The sequence below is a fragment of the Chryseobacterium angstadtii genome (assembly GCF_001045465.1).
Classification (GTDB): Bacteria; Bacteroidota; Bacteroidia; order Flavobacteriales; family Weeksellaceae; genus Chryseobacterium; species Chryseobacterium angstadtii.
In genome coordinates, this window is the sequence record NZ_LFND01000001.1 from 348,125 (window position 1) to 366,090 (window position 17,966).

The 17,966-nt window shown below is 38.6% G+C and carries 19 protein-coding genes; all 19 read left to right on the forward strand.

The genetic code is table 11. The annotated features are described in order from the left end of the window. Nucleotide 1 precedes the first annotated feature (1 nt). Nucleotides 2–865: a glucose-1-phosphate thymidylyltransferase RfbA gene (gene rfbA / locus ACM46_RS01520; protein ID WP_048504850.1), complete on the forward strand. Its 864-nt coding sequence runs from the start codon at nt 2–4 to the stop codon at nt 863–865. A 201-nt stretch (nt 866–1,066) separates the two neighbouring features. After that, nucleotides 1,067–1,480, forward strand: a complete 414-nt coding sequence (locus tag ACM46_RS01525) for a sugar 3,4-ketoisomerase (RefSeq protein ID WP_048504851.1) — start codon at nt 1,067–1,069, stop codon at nt 1,478–1,480. Between the two features lie 54 nt (nt 1,481–1,534). Further along, nucleotides 1,535–2,062 carry a GNAT family N-acetyltransferase gene (locus ACM46_RS01530; protein WP_048504852.1) on the forward strand — a complete coding sequence of 176 codons (528 nt, stop codon included), beginning with the start codon at nt 1,535–1,537 and terminating at the stop codon, nt 2,060–2,062. Nucleotides 2,063–2,066: 4 nt separating this feature from the next. Further along, nucleotides 2,067–2,297, forward strand: coding sequence for an acyl carrier protein (locus ACM46_RS01535; RefSeq protein WP_048504853.1), 231 nt, complete (start codon nt 2,067–2,069; stop codon nt 2,295–2,297). A 10-nt stretch (nt 2,298–2,307) separates the two neighbouring features. Then, nucleotides 2,308–3,276, forward strand: a complete 969-nt coding sequence (locus ACM46_RS01540; protein WP_048504854.1) for a 3-oxoacyl-ACP synthase III family protein — start codon at nt 2,308–2,310, stop codon at nt 3,274–3,276. Between the two features lie 24 nt (nt 3,277–3,300). Further along, nucleotides 3,301–4,401, forward strand: coding sequence for a DegT/DnrJ/EryC1/StrS family aminotransferase (locus ACM46_RS01545; protein ID WP_048504855.1), 1,101 nt, complete (start codon nt 3,301–3,303; stop codon nt 4,399–4,401). 270 nt (nt 4,402–4,671) lie between these two features. Next, a complete protein-coding gene (locus ACM46_RS01550) occupies nt 4,672–5,520 on the forward strand; it encodes an ABC transporter permease (protein ID WP_048504856.1) in 849 nt (282 codons plus the stop codon). 17 nt (nt 5,521–5,537) lie between these two features. Continuing rightward, nucleotides 5,538–6,794: an ABC transporter ATP-binding protein gene (locus ACM46_RS01555; RefSeq protein ID WP_048504857.1), complete on the forward strand. Its 1,257-nt coding sequence runs from the start codon at nt 5,538–5,540 to the stop codon at nt 6,792–6,794. Between the two features lie 58 nt (nt 6,795–6,852). Further along, nucleotides 6,853–7,830: a hypothetical protein gene (locus ACM46_RS01560; RefSeq protein WP_048504858.1), complete on the forward strand. Its 978-nt coding sequence runs from the start codon at nt 6,853–6,855 to the stop codon at nt 7,828–7,830. A gap of 16 nt (nt 7,831–7,846) precedes the next feature. Further along, nucleotides 7,847–8,743, forward strand: a complete 897-nt coding sequence (locus ACM46_RS01565; protein ID WP_048504859.1) for a glycosyltransferase family 2 protein — start codon at nt 7,847–7,849, stop codon at nt 8,741–8,743. A 4-nt stretch (nt 8,744–8,747) separates the two neighbouring features. Continuing rightward, nucleotides 8,748–9,620: a glycosyltransferase family 2 protein gene (locus ACM46_RS01570; protein ID WP_048504860.1), complete on the forward strand. Its 873-nt coding sequence runs from the start codon at nt 8,748–8,750 to the stop codon at nt 9,618–9,620. Nucleotides 9,621–9,623: 3 nt separating this feature from the next. After that, on the forward strand, nt 9,624–10,550 hold the full coding sequence (locus ACM46_RS22745) for a glycosyltransferase (protein WP_053082655.1): 927 nt from the start codon (nt 9,624–9,626) through the stop codon (nt 10,548–10,550). A gap of 73 nt (nt 10,551–10,623) precedes the next feature. Then, nucleotides 10,624–11,292, forward strand: coding sequence for a Rossmann-fold NAD(P)-binding domain-containing protein (locus tag ACM46_RS01580; protein WP_048504861.1), 669 nt, complete (start codon nt 10,624–10,626; stop codon nt 11,290–11,292). 7 nt (nt 11,293–11,299) lie between these two features. Next, on the forward strand, nt 11,300–12,250 hold the full coding sequence (locus ACM46_RS01585; protein ID WP_048504862.1) for a glycosyltransferase family 2 protein: 951 nt from the start codon (nt 11,300–11,302) through the stop codon (nt 12,248–12,250). 9 nt (nt 12,251–12,259) lie between these two features. After that, nucleotides 12,260–13,048 (forward strand): glycosyltransferase family 2 protein, encoded by a 789-nt coding sequence (locus tag ACM46_RS01590; protein ID WP_048504863.1) that lies wholly within the window; start codon nt 12,260–12,262, stop codon nt 13,046–13,048. A 10-nt stretch (nt 13,049–13,058) separates the two neighbouring features. Continuing rightward, nucleotides 13,059–14,021 carry a glycosyltransferase family protein gene (locus tag ACM46_RS01595; RefSeq protein ID WP_048504864.1) on the forward strand — a complete coding sequence of 321 codons (963 nt, stop codon included), beginning with the start codon at nt 13,059–13,061 and terminating at the stop codon, nt 14,019–14,021. 5 nt (nt 14,022–14,026) lie between these two features. Continuing rightward, nucleotides 14,027–15,160: a hypothetical protein gene (locus ACM46_RS01600; RefSeq protein WP_048504865.1), complete on the forward strand. Its 1,134-nt coding sequence runs from the start codon at nt 14,027–14,029 to the stop codon at nt 15,158–15,160. 25 nt (nt 15,161–15,185) lie between these two features. Beyond that, the gene (locus ACM46_RS01605; RefSeq protein ID WP_048504866.1) at nt 15,186–16,133 is read left to right on the forward strand and encodes a glycosyltransferase family 2 protein; all 948 of its coding nucleotides are present in this window, start codon (nt 15,186–15,188) and stop codon (nt 16,131–16,133) included. A 16-nt stretch (nt 16,134–16,149) separates the two neighbouring features. Then, nucleotides 16,150–17,946, forward strand: a complete 1,797-nt coding sequence (gene asnB / locus ACM46_RS01610; RefSeq protein WP_048504867.1) for an asparagine synthase (glutamine-hydrolyzing) — start codon at nt 16,150–16,152, stop codon at nt 17,944–17,946. Nucleotides 17,947–17,966: the final 20 nt, after the last annotated feature.

A 17,966-nucleotide genomic window follows, 5' to 3' on the forward strand; every position in this document is an offset into this window, starting at 1 on the left:
AATGAAAGGAATCATATTAGCCGGAGGATCCGGAACAAGACTTTACCCTCTTACCATCGCCGTAAGCAAGCAGCTGATGCCTGTTTATGACAAACCGATGATCTATTACCCGCTTTCGACTCTGCTTCTGGCAGGAATTAAAGACATTCTGATCATTACTACTCCACACGATCAGCCCGGATTTATCAAACTTTTAGGTGATGGATCCCAGATTGGATGTAATATAGAATATGTTGTACAACCCAGCCCGGACGGACTGGCACAGGCTTTTATTTTGGGAGACTCCTTTATCGGGAATGATCCTGCAGCATTGGTTTTGGGCGATAATATTTTCTACGGTTCAGAAATGGGTACCTTATTAAAGAACAAAACCAACCCGGATGGCGGAGTGGTTTTCGCTTATCACGTTTCTGATCCGGAAAGGTATGGCGTGGTAGAATTTGATGACGACTTTAAAGCTATTTCAATTGAGGAAAAACCTTTAAAGCCGAAATCAAACTATGCAGTTCCCGGTCTGTATTTTTACGATAATGACGTGGTTGAAATTGCAAAGAACATTCAGCCTTCCGCGAGAGGAGAGCTTGAAATTACAGATGTGAATAATGTTTATTTAAGCAAAGGAAAACTTGAAGTAGGCGTTCTGGATAGAGGTACAGCGTGGCTTGATACCGGAACTTTTGATTCTCTGAATGATGCTTCTGAATTTGTAAGTGTCATTGAAAAAAGACAGGGCTTCAAGATAGGGTGTATAGAGGAAATAGCATTCCGAAATAAATTCATCAACGAGGAAAAACTGCTAGAAACAGCAAAAAAATACGGAAAAAGCGGCTACGGGGAATACCTGAAACAGCTGGTGAAAAAGTAATACCGTATCATAATAAATATAAATAACTATTGGCTTTGCGGCTAATAGTTATTTAACATAAAAATCTTACTTATTTTCTTAATCCGAAGCAGATCTCCGGTATATAATTTAACGTATCACCACATAATAATGACAGGGTTCTTTCCGATAGTAATTTTATAATTAACTTTGAAAACTTTAAAGAATTATTTAGAAACATTAATGGAATACAATAAACCACAAATCATCACATTCGATAAAATAGGATCATCTCAATTAGGCTATATCACTATAGCTGAAACCCAGAAAAATGTTCCTTTCGAAATACAGCGTGTCTACTGGACGTACTACACCCCTCACGATGTGACACGAGGCGGACATGCCCATAAAGAGCTGCAGCAGATGATATTCGCCGTTTCCGGCACCATTATTTTTAATACGGAAGATAAGGACGGCAACAAAGAAACTTTCACTTTAGATCACCCTACAAAAGGCTTATACATTCCTAAACTGGTATGGAGAGACATTCAGTTTTCGCACAATGCGGTACTGCTGTGTCTGGCTTCTGAAATATATGATGAGGAAGACTATTTCAGGGATTATGAAAGTTTTAAAGAAACAGTAGGCAAAAAATAAATCTTCCTGTCTCAGTAACCTGGACAATGAAGACATTAATATAAATAACAAAAGATGATAATTGAATACAAAGGAATTAAACTGAGATTCGTTGAAACGGAAGATGCTGCATTTATAGTATCCATCCGGAACAACGAAAAAAAGTCAAGGTTTATTTCAAAAACTTCTCCGGATGTAGAGGCACAAAAACAGTGGATTTTAAATTATAAAGAGCGTGAGCAGCAGCAAAAAGAATACTACTTCATTGCATTTGACGAAAATAATGAAGAGTTTGCTACGTACAGAGTATATAAAATAGATTCCGGACTGCCTGAAATAGGAAGCTGGGTTTCCAAGCCTGACTATTCAAACGTAAAGAATTCAATCAAAGTGGATATGGCTGTGAAGGATTTCGTGTTGAATGAATTAAATTTTGACACCATCCAGTTCGAAGTAAGAAAACAGAACACTTCAGTGAACGGCTATCATAAACTTTTCCAGCCTGAGCTGGTGAGAAGTGATGATGAAAACAATTATTATCTGTTAAAAAAAGAGACCTTTAATACCATCCTTCCGGATATTCTCAAAAAATTTAAAATATAAGATTATGTCAGTAAATGAATTTATCAAAAATTTTCAGTCTCAACTGGAAAATACGGATACAGCAATAGAACCTGAAACTGCATACAGTAAAGAAAGCTACTGGGACTCACTGACCGCAATGGTTATAAAAGTAATGATAGAAGATGAATATGGTGTAGATATTGAGCCGGAGCAAATCACTGCATTTAAAGATATCAACGAGCTTTATTCTTTTATTGTTGAGAAAAAACAGTAAATACTAAACAATGGCTTTTATAAAATATATTTCCACCTATATTCCCGAAAAAGTTATTTCCAATGAGGAGATTTCAAAAAAATTTCCTGACTGGGAAAGTGATAAAATTCTGGAAAAAATAGGGATCAGAAACCGTAATATCACCGGAGACGATGAGTTTACGTCCGATATTGCAGTTAAAGCACTTAATAAACTCGTTGATGAGTATCAGATTGACAAATCTACCATAGATTATCTGATTGTCTGCACCCAAAGCCCGGACTATTTCCTTCCTGCTACAGCCTGTATCGTACAGTCCCAGGCAGGTTTAAATACCAGCTGTGGCGCTATAGATATCAACCAGGGATGTTCGGGGTATATTTACGGATTATCTCTGGCCAATGCCCTTATTGATTCCAAAATGATGAAGAATGTTGTTCTGATAACAGCAGAAACCTATTCTAAACATATTCATGAGGACGACAAAGGAAACATCAGCCTTTTCGGGGATGCTGCTGCAGCTACCCTGATCTCTGAAGACGGAGATTTTGAAATTCTGAAATTCTCTGTAGGAACAGATGGAGAAGGAGCCAAAAACCTCATCGTAAAAAACGGAGCGGTAAGAAATAAAAAAACAGAAGACAAAGAAGACAAAGACAATTACCTTCACATGAACGGTCCGAAAATTTTTGATTTCACCTCTAAAGCCATTCCCGGTCTTGTAGAAGAAAATTTAAAGATCAACGGATTCGAGAAAAGTGATATTGATACTTTTATCTTCCACCAGGCCAATACTTTCATGCTCGATTTTTTGAGAAAAAGAATCAAGATTCCGGAAGAAAACTTCGTTATAGATATGCTGGATTACGGAAATACCGTGTCATCTACCATCCCGATTGCCTTTAAAAACTCAATGGGGTCGCGGGATTCAAAAAATGTAATGCTCGTAGGCTTTGGCGTAGGTTATTCCTGGGGTGCAGTATGTCTGAGAAAAAAATAACTGACCTTTTTAAACCATACTATTATGATAAAATTTCTTGATCTTCAAAAGGTCAATTTACAGCATCAGGAAGAGATCGAAAATAAACTTTTAAGCGTTTTCCGAAGCGGCTGGTATCTGCAGGGAAGCGAACTTAAAAACTTCGAAACCAACCTGGCATCTTATATCGGTTCTGAATATGCTTTAGGGGTAGCCAACGGTTTGGATGCGCTGCGTCTGATCTTCCGCGCCTACATTGAATTGGGTGTTATGAAACCCGGCGACGAGGTTCTTGTTCCGGCCAATACCTATATCGCTTCCGTTCTGGCTTTATCAGACAACGGACTGGTTCCTGTATTTGTAGAACCGGATGCCAATACTTATAATATTGACATTGCAAAAATTGAAGAAAATATAACTCCGAAAACCAAAGCCATCCTGATTGTTCACCTTCAAGGAAGAATTGTATTTTCGGAAGAGCTTAAAAATATCGCACAAAAGCACCAGTTAAAGATTGTAGAAGACAACGCCCAGTCTATCGGAGCGGAATGGAACGGGATCAAATCCGGAAATCTGGGTGATGCTGCCGGATTCAGTTTCTACCCTGGTAAAAATCTTGGAGCTTTGGGAGATGCCGGAGCCGTAACGACGAATGACAAAGAGTTGTTTGAAGCCATCCGTGCAATTGCGAACTATGGTTCAAATCAGAAATACGTTAATATTTACAAAGGATTAAATTCCAGGCTGGATGAAATTCAGGCTGCCGTTTTGGATGTGAAACTGAAATATATCGGCCATGAAAACGGAACCCGAAGAGCGATTGCCAAAAGATTCATTTCTGAAATCAACAATCCAAAAATCATCCTCCCGGAAAATCCTGCTGATGAAAACGAGCATGTATGGCATGTTTTTGTAGTGAGAACGGAAAAGAGAGATGAACTTCAGGCTTATTTAACGGAGAAAGGAATCCATACGATTATCCACTATCCTATCCCGCCTCATAAGCAGGAAGCGTACAAAGAATATGCGGACCTTTCATTCCCTATCACCGAAAAAATGCATGAAGAAGTACTGAGCCTTCCGATATCTTCTGTTTTAGAGGAGGAGGAAATTCAGGCTATCATCAAAGCGGTTAACGGGTTTTAGTTGAGCTACACAATGAAGTAAGAGCAGATACAAACCCTTTATCACAGCGGAAAAAGTTCCTCTGCAATAAATGATCCGGAGACTTCATTACAAACAAAAACAATTATTATAAAATTAAAGAACTATTGGCTTTATGGCTGATAGTTTTTTGCTCATACTAACAAATATTAATATATTAGTTGCTGTTTTTAGTTTTATGTGAATAATTATTCACTAATCAGTAAAGTTAGATAAGAATTAAATATTTTAAATTTGCAAAAACTTACACAAATGAATAACCCACAGCAAAAGTGGACAGAAACGATTGATGCCAACCATTCCTTGTTTGATTTACGGCTTAGAGAAGTTTGGAGATACAAGGATCTGATCTATATGTTTGTAAAAAGAGACTTTATATCAAGTTTTAAGCAGACTATTTTAGGCCCGATATGGTTTTTCATCAATCCTATTTTAACAACAATCGTATACCTGATTGTATTTGGCAGAATCGCCAACCTTCCCACAGACGGAGCTCCGCCTATCCTCTTTTATCTGGCAGGAGTTACCCTTTGGAATTATTTTTCAGGCTCCCTTCTGGGAACATCTTACACGTTTGTAGGAAATTCAAATATATTCGGAAAAGTATATTTCCCCAGATTGGTCACCCCGATTTCCATCGTTATATCCAACCTTATGAGGCTTGGTGTACAAATTTTATTATTTGTAGTCGTATGGGCCTATTACCTTGCCATAGGTGAGATTCACCCCAACATATGGGTACTGGCCACTCCTTTCCTCATTCTACTCATGGTGGTTTTTGCTTTAGGTGCGGGAATGATTTTCTCTTCACTTACGACAAAATACAAAGACCTCGGCATGCTATTAGGTTTCGGGATAAGTTTGTATATGTATGCAACGCCGGTTATTTACCCCGCCTCTGCATTGATCGGACCGTTTAAAAAGCTGTCTTATTATAACCCGTTAACAGGTATTTTTGAATGTTTCAAATATGGCTGGCTGGGTGTAGGAGATTTTTCTCCCCTTATGCTGGGAATAAGTACGATCATCATTTTTGTGATGTTCGCAATAGGCCTTGTTATTTTCAACAAAGTTGAAAAAACATTCATGGATACTGTATAATTTAAACTTAAAAAAAAATGCTGGCTTTAAAAGCGGAAAACATATCAAAACAATATCGTTTAGGACAGGTGGGAACAGGAACCCTTTCTCACGATCTGAACAGATTCTGGCATAAAGTAAGAGGAAAAGAAGATCCTTATCTCAAAATAGGAGAAGCTAATGACAGAGCAAGTAAAGGAGAATCTGAATATGTATGGTCTTTAAGGGATATCAATTTCGAACTTACACAGGGAGATGCCATAGGAATCATAGGAAGAAACGGAGCAGGAAAATCTACCCTTCTGAAACTTTTGAGTAAGGTAACCAAGCCCACAACGGGTAAAATCTATACGCAGGGGAGAATAGCCTCACTGCTGGAAGTAGGAACCGGTTTCCACCCTGAAATGACAGGCCGTGAAAATGTGTACCTCAACGGAGCTATCCTGGGAATGACCAGAAAAGAAATCACAAGGAAATTTGACGAAATAGTAGACTTTTCAGGAGTAGAAAGATATATTGACACCCCTGTAAAAAGATATTCTTCCGGAATGTATGTGCGTCTGGCTTTCGCTGTGGCAGCACACCTGGAATCTGAAATCCTGATCGTAGATGAAGTTCTTGCCGTTGGAGATGCCGAATTTCAAAAGAAATGTCTCGGAAAGATGGGCAGTGTTACCAAAGGCGAAGGCCGTACGGTTCTTTTTGTAAGTCACAATATTACAGCGATAAAGGAATTGTGCAACACTGCACTCCTACTCGACAAAGGTAAACTGATTTCTCAGGGTGACGTTAACAAATGCATCATTGAATATCAGAAAAACAGTGACACAAAACTGTTCTACAACTATCTGGAAGATCCTACAGTTCTCGAAAACGAGAACATTATGGTGAAATCCTACAAAGCAGAACCTATCAACGGAGATATCATCACTACTAAATCCGGTATCCGGATCACGGTAGGTTTTACCTCCAAGATGGAAGGCGTGGATATTGATCTTTCATTCTTCCTGAAAAACAGTCATGATCTTACCATTATGAGTACAGGTTTAATGATCAGCCAGAATAAAGATATAGAGAAAAGAGATTATACGGCAAGTTTTGAAATTCCTCCTTATACCATTAATGAAGATTCTTATTATTTTGATTTCTTCTGGGGTATCAACAGGACGGATGTAGCATTCAGAACAGAGCTGTTCGGTTTCGAAGTACATGGAATACAGAATGAATTTGGTGAAATTGTAAAATCACCGGGAATTCTTTTTCCAAAAATCGTTCATTCAATCGAGAAATTATAATCAGTTTCTCCTGCATGATCTATCGCCAAGTACTGCCAACCCTAAACTCCTATCACTTATGATACTTAATGTAATATTTTCTTTCAACCGGGCCTTACAGCTGGACTATCTGCTCCAGTCTTTTATCCAACGTTTTAAAGCGGATGCCAAGGTTGTTATTTTATACCATACCACCGGAGCCCATCAGCAAGGCTATGACTTGCTGAAGAAAAAATACAGCCAACACTCAAATATATCTTTTGTAGAAAGAAAGCATGTGTTTTTTGATACCTCTTACATCCATGCCCTTCATACAAAAAGAGACTGGGAGTTTTTCAAAGAAAAAAATCTGTTCAAAAAAAACGGCGACAATTTTAAAGGAGCTCTTCAGAGAATCATCAAAACCAGCGGCTGTGAATTTGTTATGTTCTGTACGGACGACAGTGTTTTCTTTGAAGATGTGCATATCCCGGATGAAATTTTAAGCATTATAAGAAACAATCCCGAAAATGCGTCGTATAGACTTTATGTAGGGGAAAACCTGGAAGACTTCCCTAGCTATCTGGAGAAAAAAGACAATTATTATCAATGGGATTATTATGCAGACACCAATATTCACCATTGGTCTTATCCTTTTGCCGTAGACGGAACCATCTATCACTCCGAAGGACTGCTGAAGCACCTGAAACCTATTCCTTACCATAACCCGGTTACCCTGGAAGACAAAGGATTCAGCTACATCAAATACCGTAAGCTTTTCCGCATCGGGATGAGCCCTATCAAGTCAGAATTACTGGCTACCAAACTGAACAGGGTTTCTGTAGACAGCCTCAACCCTACCCTGCATATCAAACCGGATTTTCTTAATGAAAAATTTCTGGAAGGATATACTCTGGAACTTACGATTCCCGAACACGTAGATCAGTCCAGCATTGTTCCACCGGAAATCTTTCTGGTAAAAGGAGATGTGCGTGAAATGATTTATTCGATGGATGAGCAGGGGAAAAAAGTGCAGAGCATGCTCGGCATCGAGGGATCAAAAGAACAAATGGAATAAACAGGTATCAATAGCAATGGAGAATCCTTTAGTAACCGTAGTTGTTGTTTCCTATAATCATTCAAGGTTTATCAGGGAAAATCTGGACAGCATAAAAAACCAGACCTACAAAAACATTCAGCTGATTGTAGGTGATGATGCTTCTCCAGACCACTCGGCCGATGTGATTGAACAATGGCTGCAGGAAAACAGCTTTCCGGCAGAAAAAAACTTCCATACCAAAAACACGGGACTGGCCACCATGCTTAATGAATGTGTGGCGCTTGCCAAAGGAAAATACATCAAGCTGATTGCGGCCGATGATTTTCTTCACCCTGAAGCCATCGAAAAATCGGTTGAAAAACTGGAATATTCGGGAGAAGAATTCGGAATGCTTTTCACCAATACTCATACAATAGATAACGACAGCATTATCATTGACGATATTGCTGATTATGATACGTTAGGAAACGTTGATCCTTATGTTTTCAGAAAAGAACTGGTAAAAGGCAACAGAATAGCAGCCTTAACCGTAATGCTGAGAACGGATGTTTTAAAAGAAACAGGGAAATATGATTCCAGATTTACGGTGGAAGACTACTTTCGCTGGCTGAAAATCAACGAAAAATATTTAACGGCCTATATCCCTGAAAAACTGGCTTATTACCGTTTACATCCTGAAAATATCTCAAAAGTAAAAGCAGAAAAAATAGAAATGGAAACCATTCTTCTTCAAATGATGTTTGATAAGGACGGTACCGTAAAAGAAAGGATTAATGTACAGACGCTGAAATTTTATCTGGAGGGAAGAAAATTTCCACCGGAATACAGATTAGCCTACAGTAAATATCCGTTTCATATCAAAAGACTGAGCCTTGCTGTAAAAAACAGGCTCCCTCTTTCACTTTACAAACTTTTGAATAAATTTATTTAAAAAAATGAGCCCGAAAATTTCTGTCATAATCGCCTGCTACAATCAGGGTATTTACCTCGATGAATGCCTGCAGTCTGTAATGGATCAAACCTTTGCAGATTGGGAATGCATCATCGTGAATGATGGTTCTACAGATGAAACAGAAAAAATAGCCGGAAAATGGACCGGAAAGGATCCAAGATTTCAGTACATCTATAAAGAAAACGGAGGAATCTCTTCCGCAAGAAATGCCGGACTTGAAAAAGCGTCGGGTGCCTACATCCAGTTTCTGGATTCTGATGACCTGCTGGACCGGGAAAAATTCACCAAAAGCCTTTCCGGAGATAAAGAATATCCTTTAATACTAAGCCAGTTCACCATTTACAAAAACAAAACGCATTATCCGGGTTACAACCGTATTGAAAAGGAGTTTGCTGCATTTGAAAGCATCGTATTCGGGTGGAATCTTAAATTTACGATTCCTATCCACTGCGGACTGATTTCCAGGACGCTTCTTGAAGGTTTCAGGTTTGAACCAACGTTAAGCATCAATGAAGACTGGCTGATGTGGATTTATATTACCAGAAACAACCCTGAAGTTCTTCTGATTGATGAGCCGCTGGCCCATTACCGCAAGGAAGACGATAAAACAAGTTTATCATCAGATCCTTATAAAGTGATCCGCCAGAGAACCGCCATACTTCCCCTGTTAAAAAAATTATACGGTGAAGAGCTTCACGACAGGCTTGCCTATCATATGATTGAAGTATACACCACCCAGCTTTCCCAGCTGAAAAATGAATTCAATAAAGCAACAGGCGGAAAAGTAGTTTCCGGATATCTTGCAATGAAGCGATATTACTACAACCTTTTACAGAAAAAACCGAAAAATACATAAACAATGACCTCATCTGTAGCCCTTTGCACCTATAATGGTCAGACTTATATTGCCGAACAGCTGGAGAGTATTCTCAACCAGACCTGTCCGGTGTCTGAGATTATCATCTGTGATGACGGTTCTACGGATGGTACCCTGGAAATTCTTTCCGGCTATGCAGAACGGTATCCCCAAATCATTAAGGTTCATCAAAACCCTGAAAATCTGGGCTATGTAGGAAATTTTGAAAAAGCCATGAGTCTGTGCAGCGGCGATATTGTATTGCTGTGTGACCAGGACGACCGATGGCTTACAAATAAAACCGAAACCATTACGAAAATCTTTGAAAACCGTAATGACATCAATATTATATGCCACAGTATAAGGCTTTTCGGAGATTCATTAAAAAGTTCCGATGAAATGATTTACTGGCATATTGAATCTTTTGATCCGGACGACTTTACACAACCCGAAGATATCATGAAGCGCCTGCTGTACCAGGGAAACCTATTTCCGGGAATGAGCATGGCTGTACGAAACAGCTTTCTAAAAGTCCATCTGCCTTTGAAAAGAATAAATTCTGTGGTTATCCACGATTATGAACTTCTTCTCCTGGCTGCAGATCAAAACGCTATTTGGGTTGAAAAATCCGTTTTAGGAGAATACCGCATACACCCTAAGCAAAATATCGGCTATAAAGCATTTACTGAATTCTCTGTTTCCGGAAAGAAAACCTTTTCCAGAAAAGAACTTTTTACCGTATTCCAAAGATATCCTTTTGTAAAAAAAGTGATTTCCGGTTTACATCTCAATACCCAACTTGATGCAGGATATAAAGAGTACTGCCATCGGAAATACCAGGACTATCTCAAAAATCTCCCTCTTGTGGATCGTCTTGTGAACCGAATCAAAATGAAATACTATTTTCATATATTTGATTATCTGAAATAACAAAACTCTTGACTTTAGGAAACCTTGAAACCCTGCAATTTTATAAGACACAATTAATGAAAACATTTAGCGTATGATTATTGGAAATGGTATTATAGCCAATGCTGTAAAATCTTATGATACAAACGATGTCGTCTTCTTTGCTTCCGGAGTCTCTAATTCCCTGGAAACAAGACCTTCAGAATTTGAAAGAGAATTGTCTCTTCTTAAAACCGTGATGAAAGAGCATCAGGAAAAAAAACTGATTTATTTCTCTACGTTAAGCATCCATGATCAGTCTAAACAGGACAGTCCGTATGTTCTGCACAAAAAAACCATTGAAGAATATATCAAAAACAATACAGAGAATTTTCTGATTCTGAGAATCGGTAATATTGTAGGAAAAGGAGGAAATCCCAACACCCTTTTTAATTTTCTGACTTCGAGGATTAATGAAAACAATACATTCACACTCCATTTAAAGGCCAGAAGGCTTCTTCTGGATATTGAAGATATTTCAAAATTTCTGGGTTCTCACCGTATGAATCCGGAAAACAAAACCATCAACCTTGCTTTTCCTTATTATTATGATCTGAAAGAAATTGTAAAGGGCATCGAGAAAAGAACCGGGAAAAAGGCTTATTTCTCTGAAACAGATGAAGGTGATTTTTACCGGGTGGATTTTGATGAAGATATCGAGAAATTTTTCTCGGGAATACATCCGCAGGATTATCTGGAAACTTTAACCCAAAAGTATATTTAAGAGTACAATGCCTACAATTCACGTTATTATCGTTACATACAATGCCATGAAGTGGGCCGAAAGGTGTTTTACCAGTTTAAGACATTCTTCCGTTCCCGTGAAATGCACGGTTATAGACAACGGATCTACGGACGGAAGCCAGGAATATATTCAAAAGCATTTCCCTGAAGTTGATTTTATACAGTCGGCCGAAAATTTAGGTTTTGGAAAAGCCAATAATCTGGGAATAGAAAAAGCATACCGGGAACAGGCCGATTTCTTTTACCTCATGAATCAGGACGCCTGGATTTTCCCGGACACCTTTCAGCATATGCTGGAAGTGTACAACAATGCTCCGGATCAAAGTACAATCGGTATTTTAAGTCCTATGCATCTGGATGGCAGTGAAAAAAAATTCGACATTCATTTCGAAAATTATCTGGCCAAAGATGTCAGAAACAACAGAATGTTTTCCGATGTGTATTTTGGAGAGGCAAAACCGTCTTACGAAATAAGCTTCGTCAATGCCGCCCACTGGTTTATTCCAAGAAATATCATTGAAAAAGTAGGCGGTTTCAATCCTTACTTTTTTTATGGTGCCGAAGATTATGAGTACGTGAACAGAATTACGTACTTTGGATTAAAAATATGGGTCTGCACAAAGAGTAAAGTGGTACACGATGCTGTACAGTCTTTCCACAAAAAGCAGCCAAAAGATAAGGCCGAATTGCTGGCCAATACACGCCTTTCGATGAGAATGCAGCGGGAAACCAAGTATCTTGACCCGAATTACGATTATAATACCAAGAGAGAAAAAACAGCCATTCTTTCTTATATTTTAAAATTAAGTGCAAAAGGAAACCTCAACGAATCCAGGTTTTATCTGGATCAGTATTCCTACTTTTCAAAAAAATTTAAAGAGATAGAAGCGGCAAGAAAGATCTCAATGACTGGCAAACACCCTTTTCTCAATCTTTAACTGATTCCTATGGAGAAATTACCTATAAGCATCTGCATCCTCTCCTGGAAAACCGGAGGAACGCTGAAAAACACGTTAAAATCTTATAAAAAATACGGTCTTCTGGAGATGACTGATGATATTGTCATCCTTTTTCAGGAAGTAAGTGAGCAGGATAAAAAAACGGCCGGAAAATACGGAATCAGATACATAGGACTGGATGAAAATATCGGGATTGGCAAGGGCATGAAAATGCTGGCCGAAAACGCTTCCTCCGAAAACATTCTCTTTCTGGAACACGACTGGGAACTTATTGAAAACCGCGAGATGACCCTTTCACAGCTTAAAGGCGGTATCAGGCTTCTTAACGAGGGATTTGATGTGGTACGGTACAGAAGCAGACAAAATCCGGGATACCCGCTTATCTCTATCCGGCATAAAGGAAATGAGCTGGATTACTATGACGACTGGCACGAATGCACCTCTCCTCACCTTTTGGAATCTCTCCACTGGCTGGATCCCGCAAAAGAATTTCCCGACAAAATACAGAAGCAGGGTGAATACTTTGTTACGACATCCCGCTGGGCCAACTGGACCAACAACCCTTACCTTGTCCGAAAAGATTTTCTGCTGGGCAAAATCATCCCTTTTTCCGGGGAAACAGCTTCCCTTGAAAGAAATATTGCTCCGTGGTGGGTAAAGCAGAATTTCAAAATTGCACAGGGCGAAGGCCTTTTCAAACACAATGATCTTACGAAGTACCCTAAGAAAAACATTATTCGAAAAATACTTAGTAAATTGAAAAATAAATTTAAATAAGCAGGACACAATGAAAATTCTTTTCCACGAGAATGAACTCAACTACCGCGGAACTTCCATCGCCTTGTATGATTATGCAGATTTCAATGAAAGATATCTTGGGAATGAATCGTTGATTGTATATGATAAAACTTCAAAAACCAATCATCCATTAGGCATTGAAAAATTCTCAAAACGTTTTCAGGTGTTCGGCTATTCCGATTTCAAAGAAGTAGATGATCTTATCCTAAAAAACAATATCGATCTGTTTTATGCCATAAAAAACGGGGATATCGACCAGATAGAGACTAAGGAGTGTAAAACCGTTATTCATAGTGTTTTCAAGCATTTTGAACCTCACGGAGATGTCTATGCCTATGTTTCGGAATGGCTGAGTGAAGAAATGACAGGTTCCAAATATCCCTATGTTCCTCATATGGTCAATTTTGAAACAGGAACAGATCAGGATCTCAGAAAAGATTTACATATTCCTCCTCATGCAAAAGTATTCGGGTACTATGGAGGCCATGCCAGCTTCAACATTCTTTTTGCCCAGCAGACGATAGAAAAAATAGCATCCAGATACAAGGACATCTATTTTATTTTTATGGGTGTAGATCCGTTTGTAAAAAAAAGATGGTGGAAATCTGTTCCTTCCAATATTATTTTTCTGCCGCCCAGTTCAGATGTTCTCATGAAACAGAAGTTCATCAATACCTGTAACGCCTTGCTTCATGCCCGGGAAAGAGGAGAAACCTTCGGAATCACAGTCGCTGAATTTGCCATTAAAGGAAAACCTGTGATCGCATTTGCCAATCCTCCGGAAAAAGCCCATATCAGCCACCTCGGGGATAAAGCCTACTATTACCGCGATGAAAAAGAGCTTAGAAATATCCTTTTGGATGCAGATCTTCATGTATCTGCTGAAGAACTGTTCCGGAAGTTTCTTCCGCATCCTGTGATGGATACGTTTAAAAAAGTTTTTATTGATTAACAGACATGAAAACTAAAATAATTAATTATCTCATTAGCCTTGTACTGATCATTTATTATTATGTCAGTATAACAACTACCTACTCTCTGATTGTCACTAAAAAAGGAGGCTGGTATCTTGGTGAATGGCTGATTAATTATCAGGATGGCGGTTTTAAAAGACGCGGATTTTTCGGGTCCTTATTTGTTTTCATCAATGAAGTTACCAGGGTCAACTTAGAATATATTGTCTTTTCTTTTTTACTTCTGGTGTACACCTGGTTCTTTTACCTGCTCATCAGGCTTTTCCTGAAAGAAAAAAACAATCTTCTTGTACTGGCGCTGGTACTGCTTCCGGCAGGATTCGGTATGATGATAAAGGATCCTACTATTGCGGCCAAAAAGGAAATCCTATTTTTTCTTTTATATCTTATCTATATCATATGCCTTCGTGCTAAAGTCACGATTAAAGATTATGTGCTCACTTTATTTATCCTTATTGCTATTTTAACCCATGAGGCAGCATTTTTTTATCTGCCTTTTGTAGGCTTTGCCTATTTTATGAAGAATGAGGGTTCTGCTTTGGATAAATTAAGAAAGATCTTTTTTTATCAATTTCTTCCGGCTGTCATTACCATGCTCCTTCTGTACAAATTCGGTCTCAGCGTCAATACCGAAAATTCGGTGCTGTTTCTGAAAAACCACGGACTGGTATTTGATGAACTGGGAATTTATGAATACGATACCAATTACAATGTCCGAAGCTTTTATAAAGCTCATATATACTCCTACCAGACTTATGCTATAAGCGTACTGTTCGGATCTCTTACTTTTTTGATATACTGTAAACTGAACAGACTCAAAATCAATCCCGTATTTCTGATTATTCAGACCACCTTTTTAATTCCTTTATTTTATATGGCTTTGGATTGGGGCAGATGGATCAATATATTTTTTATTTTATTAACTCTATATGTGGCTGCAGAAAACAAACTAACCCTGACAAGGAAAGGAGAACTCATTGCCATTATCGTGATCGTATTTAATCTTTCATGGAGAATGATGCTTAAAATAGAAGGCTTTTCCACTTTCCCTGCCTTAGATGCTTTTCTGAAGCAGGTCTATTATTTTGTGTACTATAAAATCATTAATCTGATATAATCTGATCAAAAAATTAAAGTTGAATATGCCTGAGATACATATCATAATCGTTACTTACAACGCCATGAAATGGGCGGAGCGATGCTTCAGCAGTTTAAGAAAGTCTTCTGTTCCTGTGAAGTGCATTGTTGTGGATAACGGTTCTGCAGACGGGACACAGGATTACATCAAAAACAACTTTCCTGAAGTAGAATTCATTCAGTCTCAAACCAATCTCGGTTTTGGAAAAGCCAACAATATCGGTATTGAAAAAGCTTACGAAAACGGAGCCGATTTTTTCTATCTGATGAATCAGGATGCCTGGATCTATGAAAACAGCATGGAAGAAATGCTGAAAGCATACAATTCTTATCCCAATAAAGACGAAATTGGAATTATCAGTCCCATACATATCGACGGGACAGAAAAATACCTGGATATTTTCCTCGATCAGTATATCGCCAAAAATTACGAAAAGACCAGAATGATTTCAGATCTGTATTTTCAGACGCTGAAACCCTGGTACGAAATTCATTTTGTGAATGCCGCACACTGGCTTCTTCCCAAAAAAACAATAGAATCTGTAGGCGGATTTAATCCTTATTTTTTCCATTACGGAGAAGATGACGAATATGTAAACCGGGTTCATTTTCACAGGATGAAAGTATTATTGGTTCCGGGCAGCAAAGTGGTGCATGACGGTGTTCAGCTCCTTCATAAAATAGATTTTACAAAATATGAAGATGTCCGTGTTGAGATTAACGCCATGAATCCCAATTTACCCAACGGTCTTCATTTGGAAAAGAAATCTCTTAAACAGAGTATGTTTAAAAACCTCATCACAGGAAATATCGGCAGCTACAAAAAGTTGTCGGAAAAGTATAAAAAAATAGCATCCGAAAGTACAAGACTCAGCAGTCTGAGAAATCAGGTGATGCAGAAAGGACCGGTTTTTCTTAATCTGTCGTACATTAGCATAGACAAAAATAAATGATGAAAAATAATACAGTATGTGTGGAATAGCAGGAATCATAAGCAGTAATGCCAGAAACTACAGGAACGAGATCCAGAAAATGACGGATTCTCTGATACACCGTGGTCCCGATTCATCACATTTTGAATTTTATGACAATGCGGCTCTGGGCCATCGCAGGCTTTCCATTATAGATCTGTCTGAAAATGGTAAGCAGCCTATGTTTTCAAATACCGGAAATGAATGTATTGTCCTTAATGGTGAGATCTACGGATATCAGGACATTAAAAGAAAATATGCAGATTATCCTTATCACGGAGAATCCGATACGGAAGTGATCCTTGCCATGTACCAGAGAAAACAGGAAAACCTCATCCATGATCTTCCGGGAATGTTTGCATTTGCCGTCTGGGACGATCAGCAGCAGCAGCTTTACTGTGCCAGAGACAGGTTTGGTGAGAAACCGTTTTATTATGCGTTCGGCAGTAATAATGAATTTATTTTTGCTTCTGAAATCAAAGCGATTCTGGCTTCAGGATTAATTCAGCCTAAAGTAAGTCCGGAAGCCCTCTCCCATTATCTTCAGTATGGCTATGTAAGCACTTATCAAAGTATCTACAGTAATATTTTCACCCTTCCGCCAGCTCACCAACTGGTCTGGAAAGACGGAAAAATTACGGTTTCCCGCTACTACAGCCTTCCTGCAAAAGACAGAACCATCAGTTTATCCGAAGCTAAGGAAGAATTTCTTTACCTCCTTAAAAATGCAGTCAAAAAACAGCTTATTGCAGATGTAGAAGTAGGAAGCTTTCTGAGCGGAGGCCTGGATTCTTCTTCGGTAGTGGCTCTGGTGGATGAATTTCTTCCCCATCAGACAACCATCAGCTTTGGATATGACCATAAAGACAATGAGCTGAAATATGCCAAAGAAATTGCCGATAAATACAATACCAATCATATAGAAGTTCATGAGAAAAAAGAAGACCTTGTTGCATCCCTGCTGAAGATCTCCCCTTTTTTTGACGAGCCTTTTGCAGATGCTTCTTTTATTCCCCATTATGAAATATGCAAATATGCCAAAGAAAATCTCACCGTAGTATTATCCGGTGATGTAGGTGATGAGCTTTTCGGCGGCTATCATTTCTATACAGTTGAAAATAAACTGAGAAATCATTTCAGTTATAAAAATATGGTGGCTCAGTTTGGACTGAAGCTCTATAAAAAAGTAAGGCCCACGTCTTATCTCACCCAGAAAAACCTGGAATATTCTTCTGTCATGGATTTCCATCTGAACTCCGTGAGAAATGCATTTAACAGAAAAGAACGGGCTCTTCTAGGCATTACCGCAGATTATCTTCAGTATTACAGTTTTCAGCCTGATCCGGACTCTCTGAACGATATTATGAGAGTGGATCTGGAAAACTATGTCCCTGCCAATATGATGGTAAAATCCGACAGAATGGCTATGGCCAATTCACTGGAAGTAAGGACGCCATTCCTTGATCTTGATTTTGCAGAATTCTGTATTCAACTGCCTGACCAGCTGAAACTGGATGAAAAAAATGACAAGATCATCCTTCGTGAAGCGATGGGATCCTACTGGACGGAAACTATCAGAAAACGTCACAAACAGGGATTCGGGCTGGGTGTTAAAAACTGGTTTGAGGAAGAAAATCTGATGAATCTTTCCAATGATCTGCTTAAAAATTCCAATCATAAGATATTCAATTTCATAGATTATAAAGCCACCCAGCAATTTCTGAATAAGGATGAGAAACACTGGAATTTGCTGCAGCTTACGCTTTGGGCGGAGAATAATCAGATTCACTTTTAGTATAAAATTATTTCTTTATT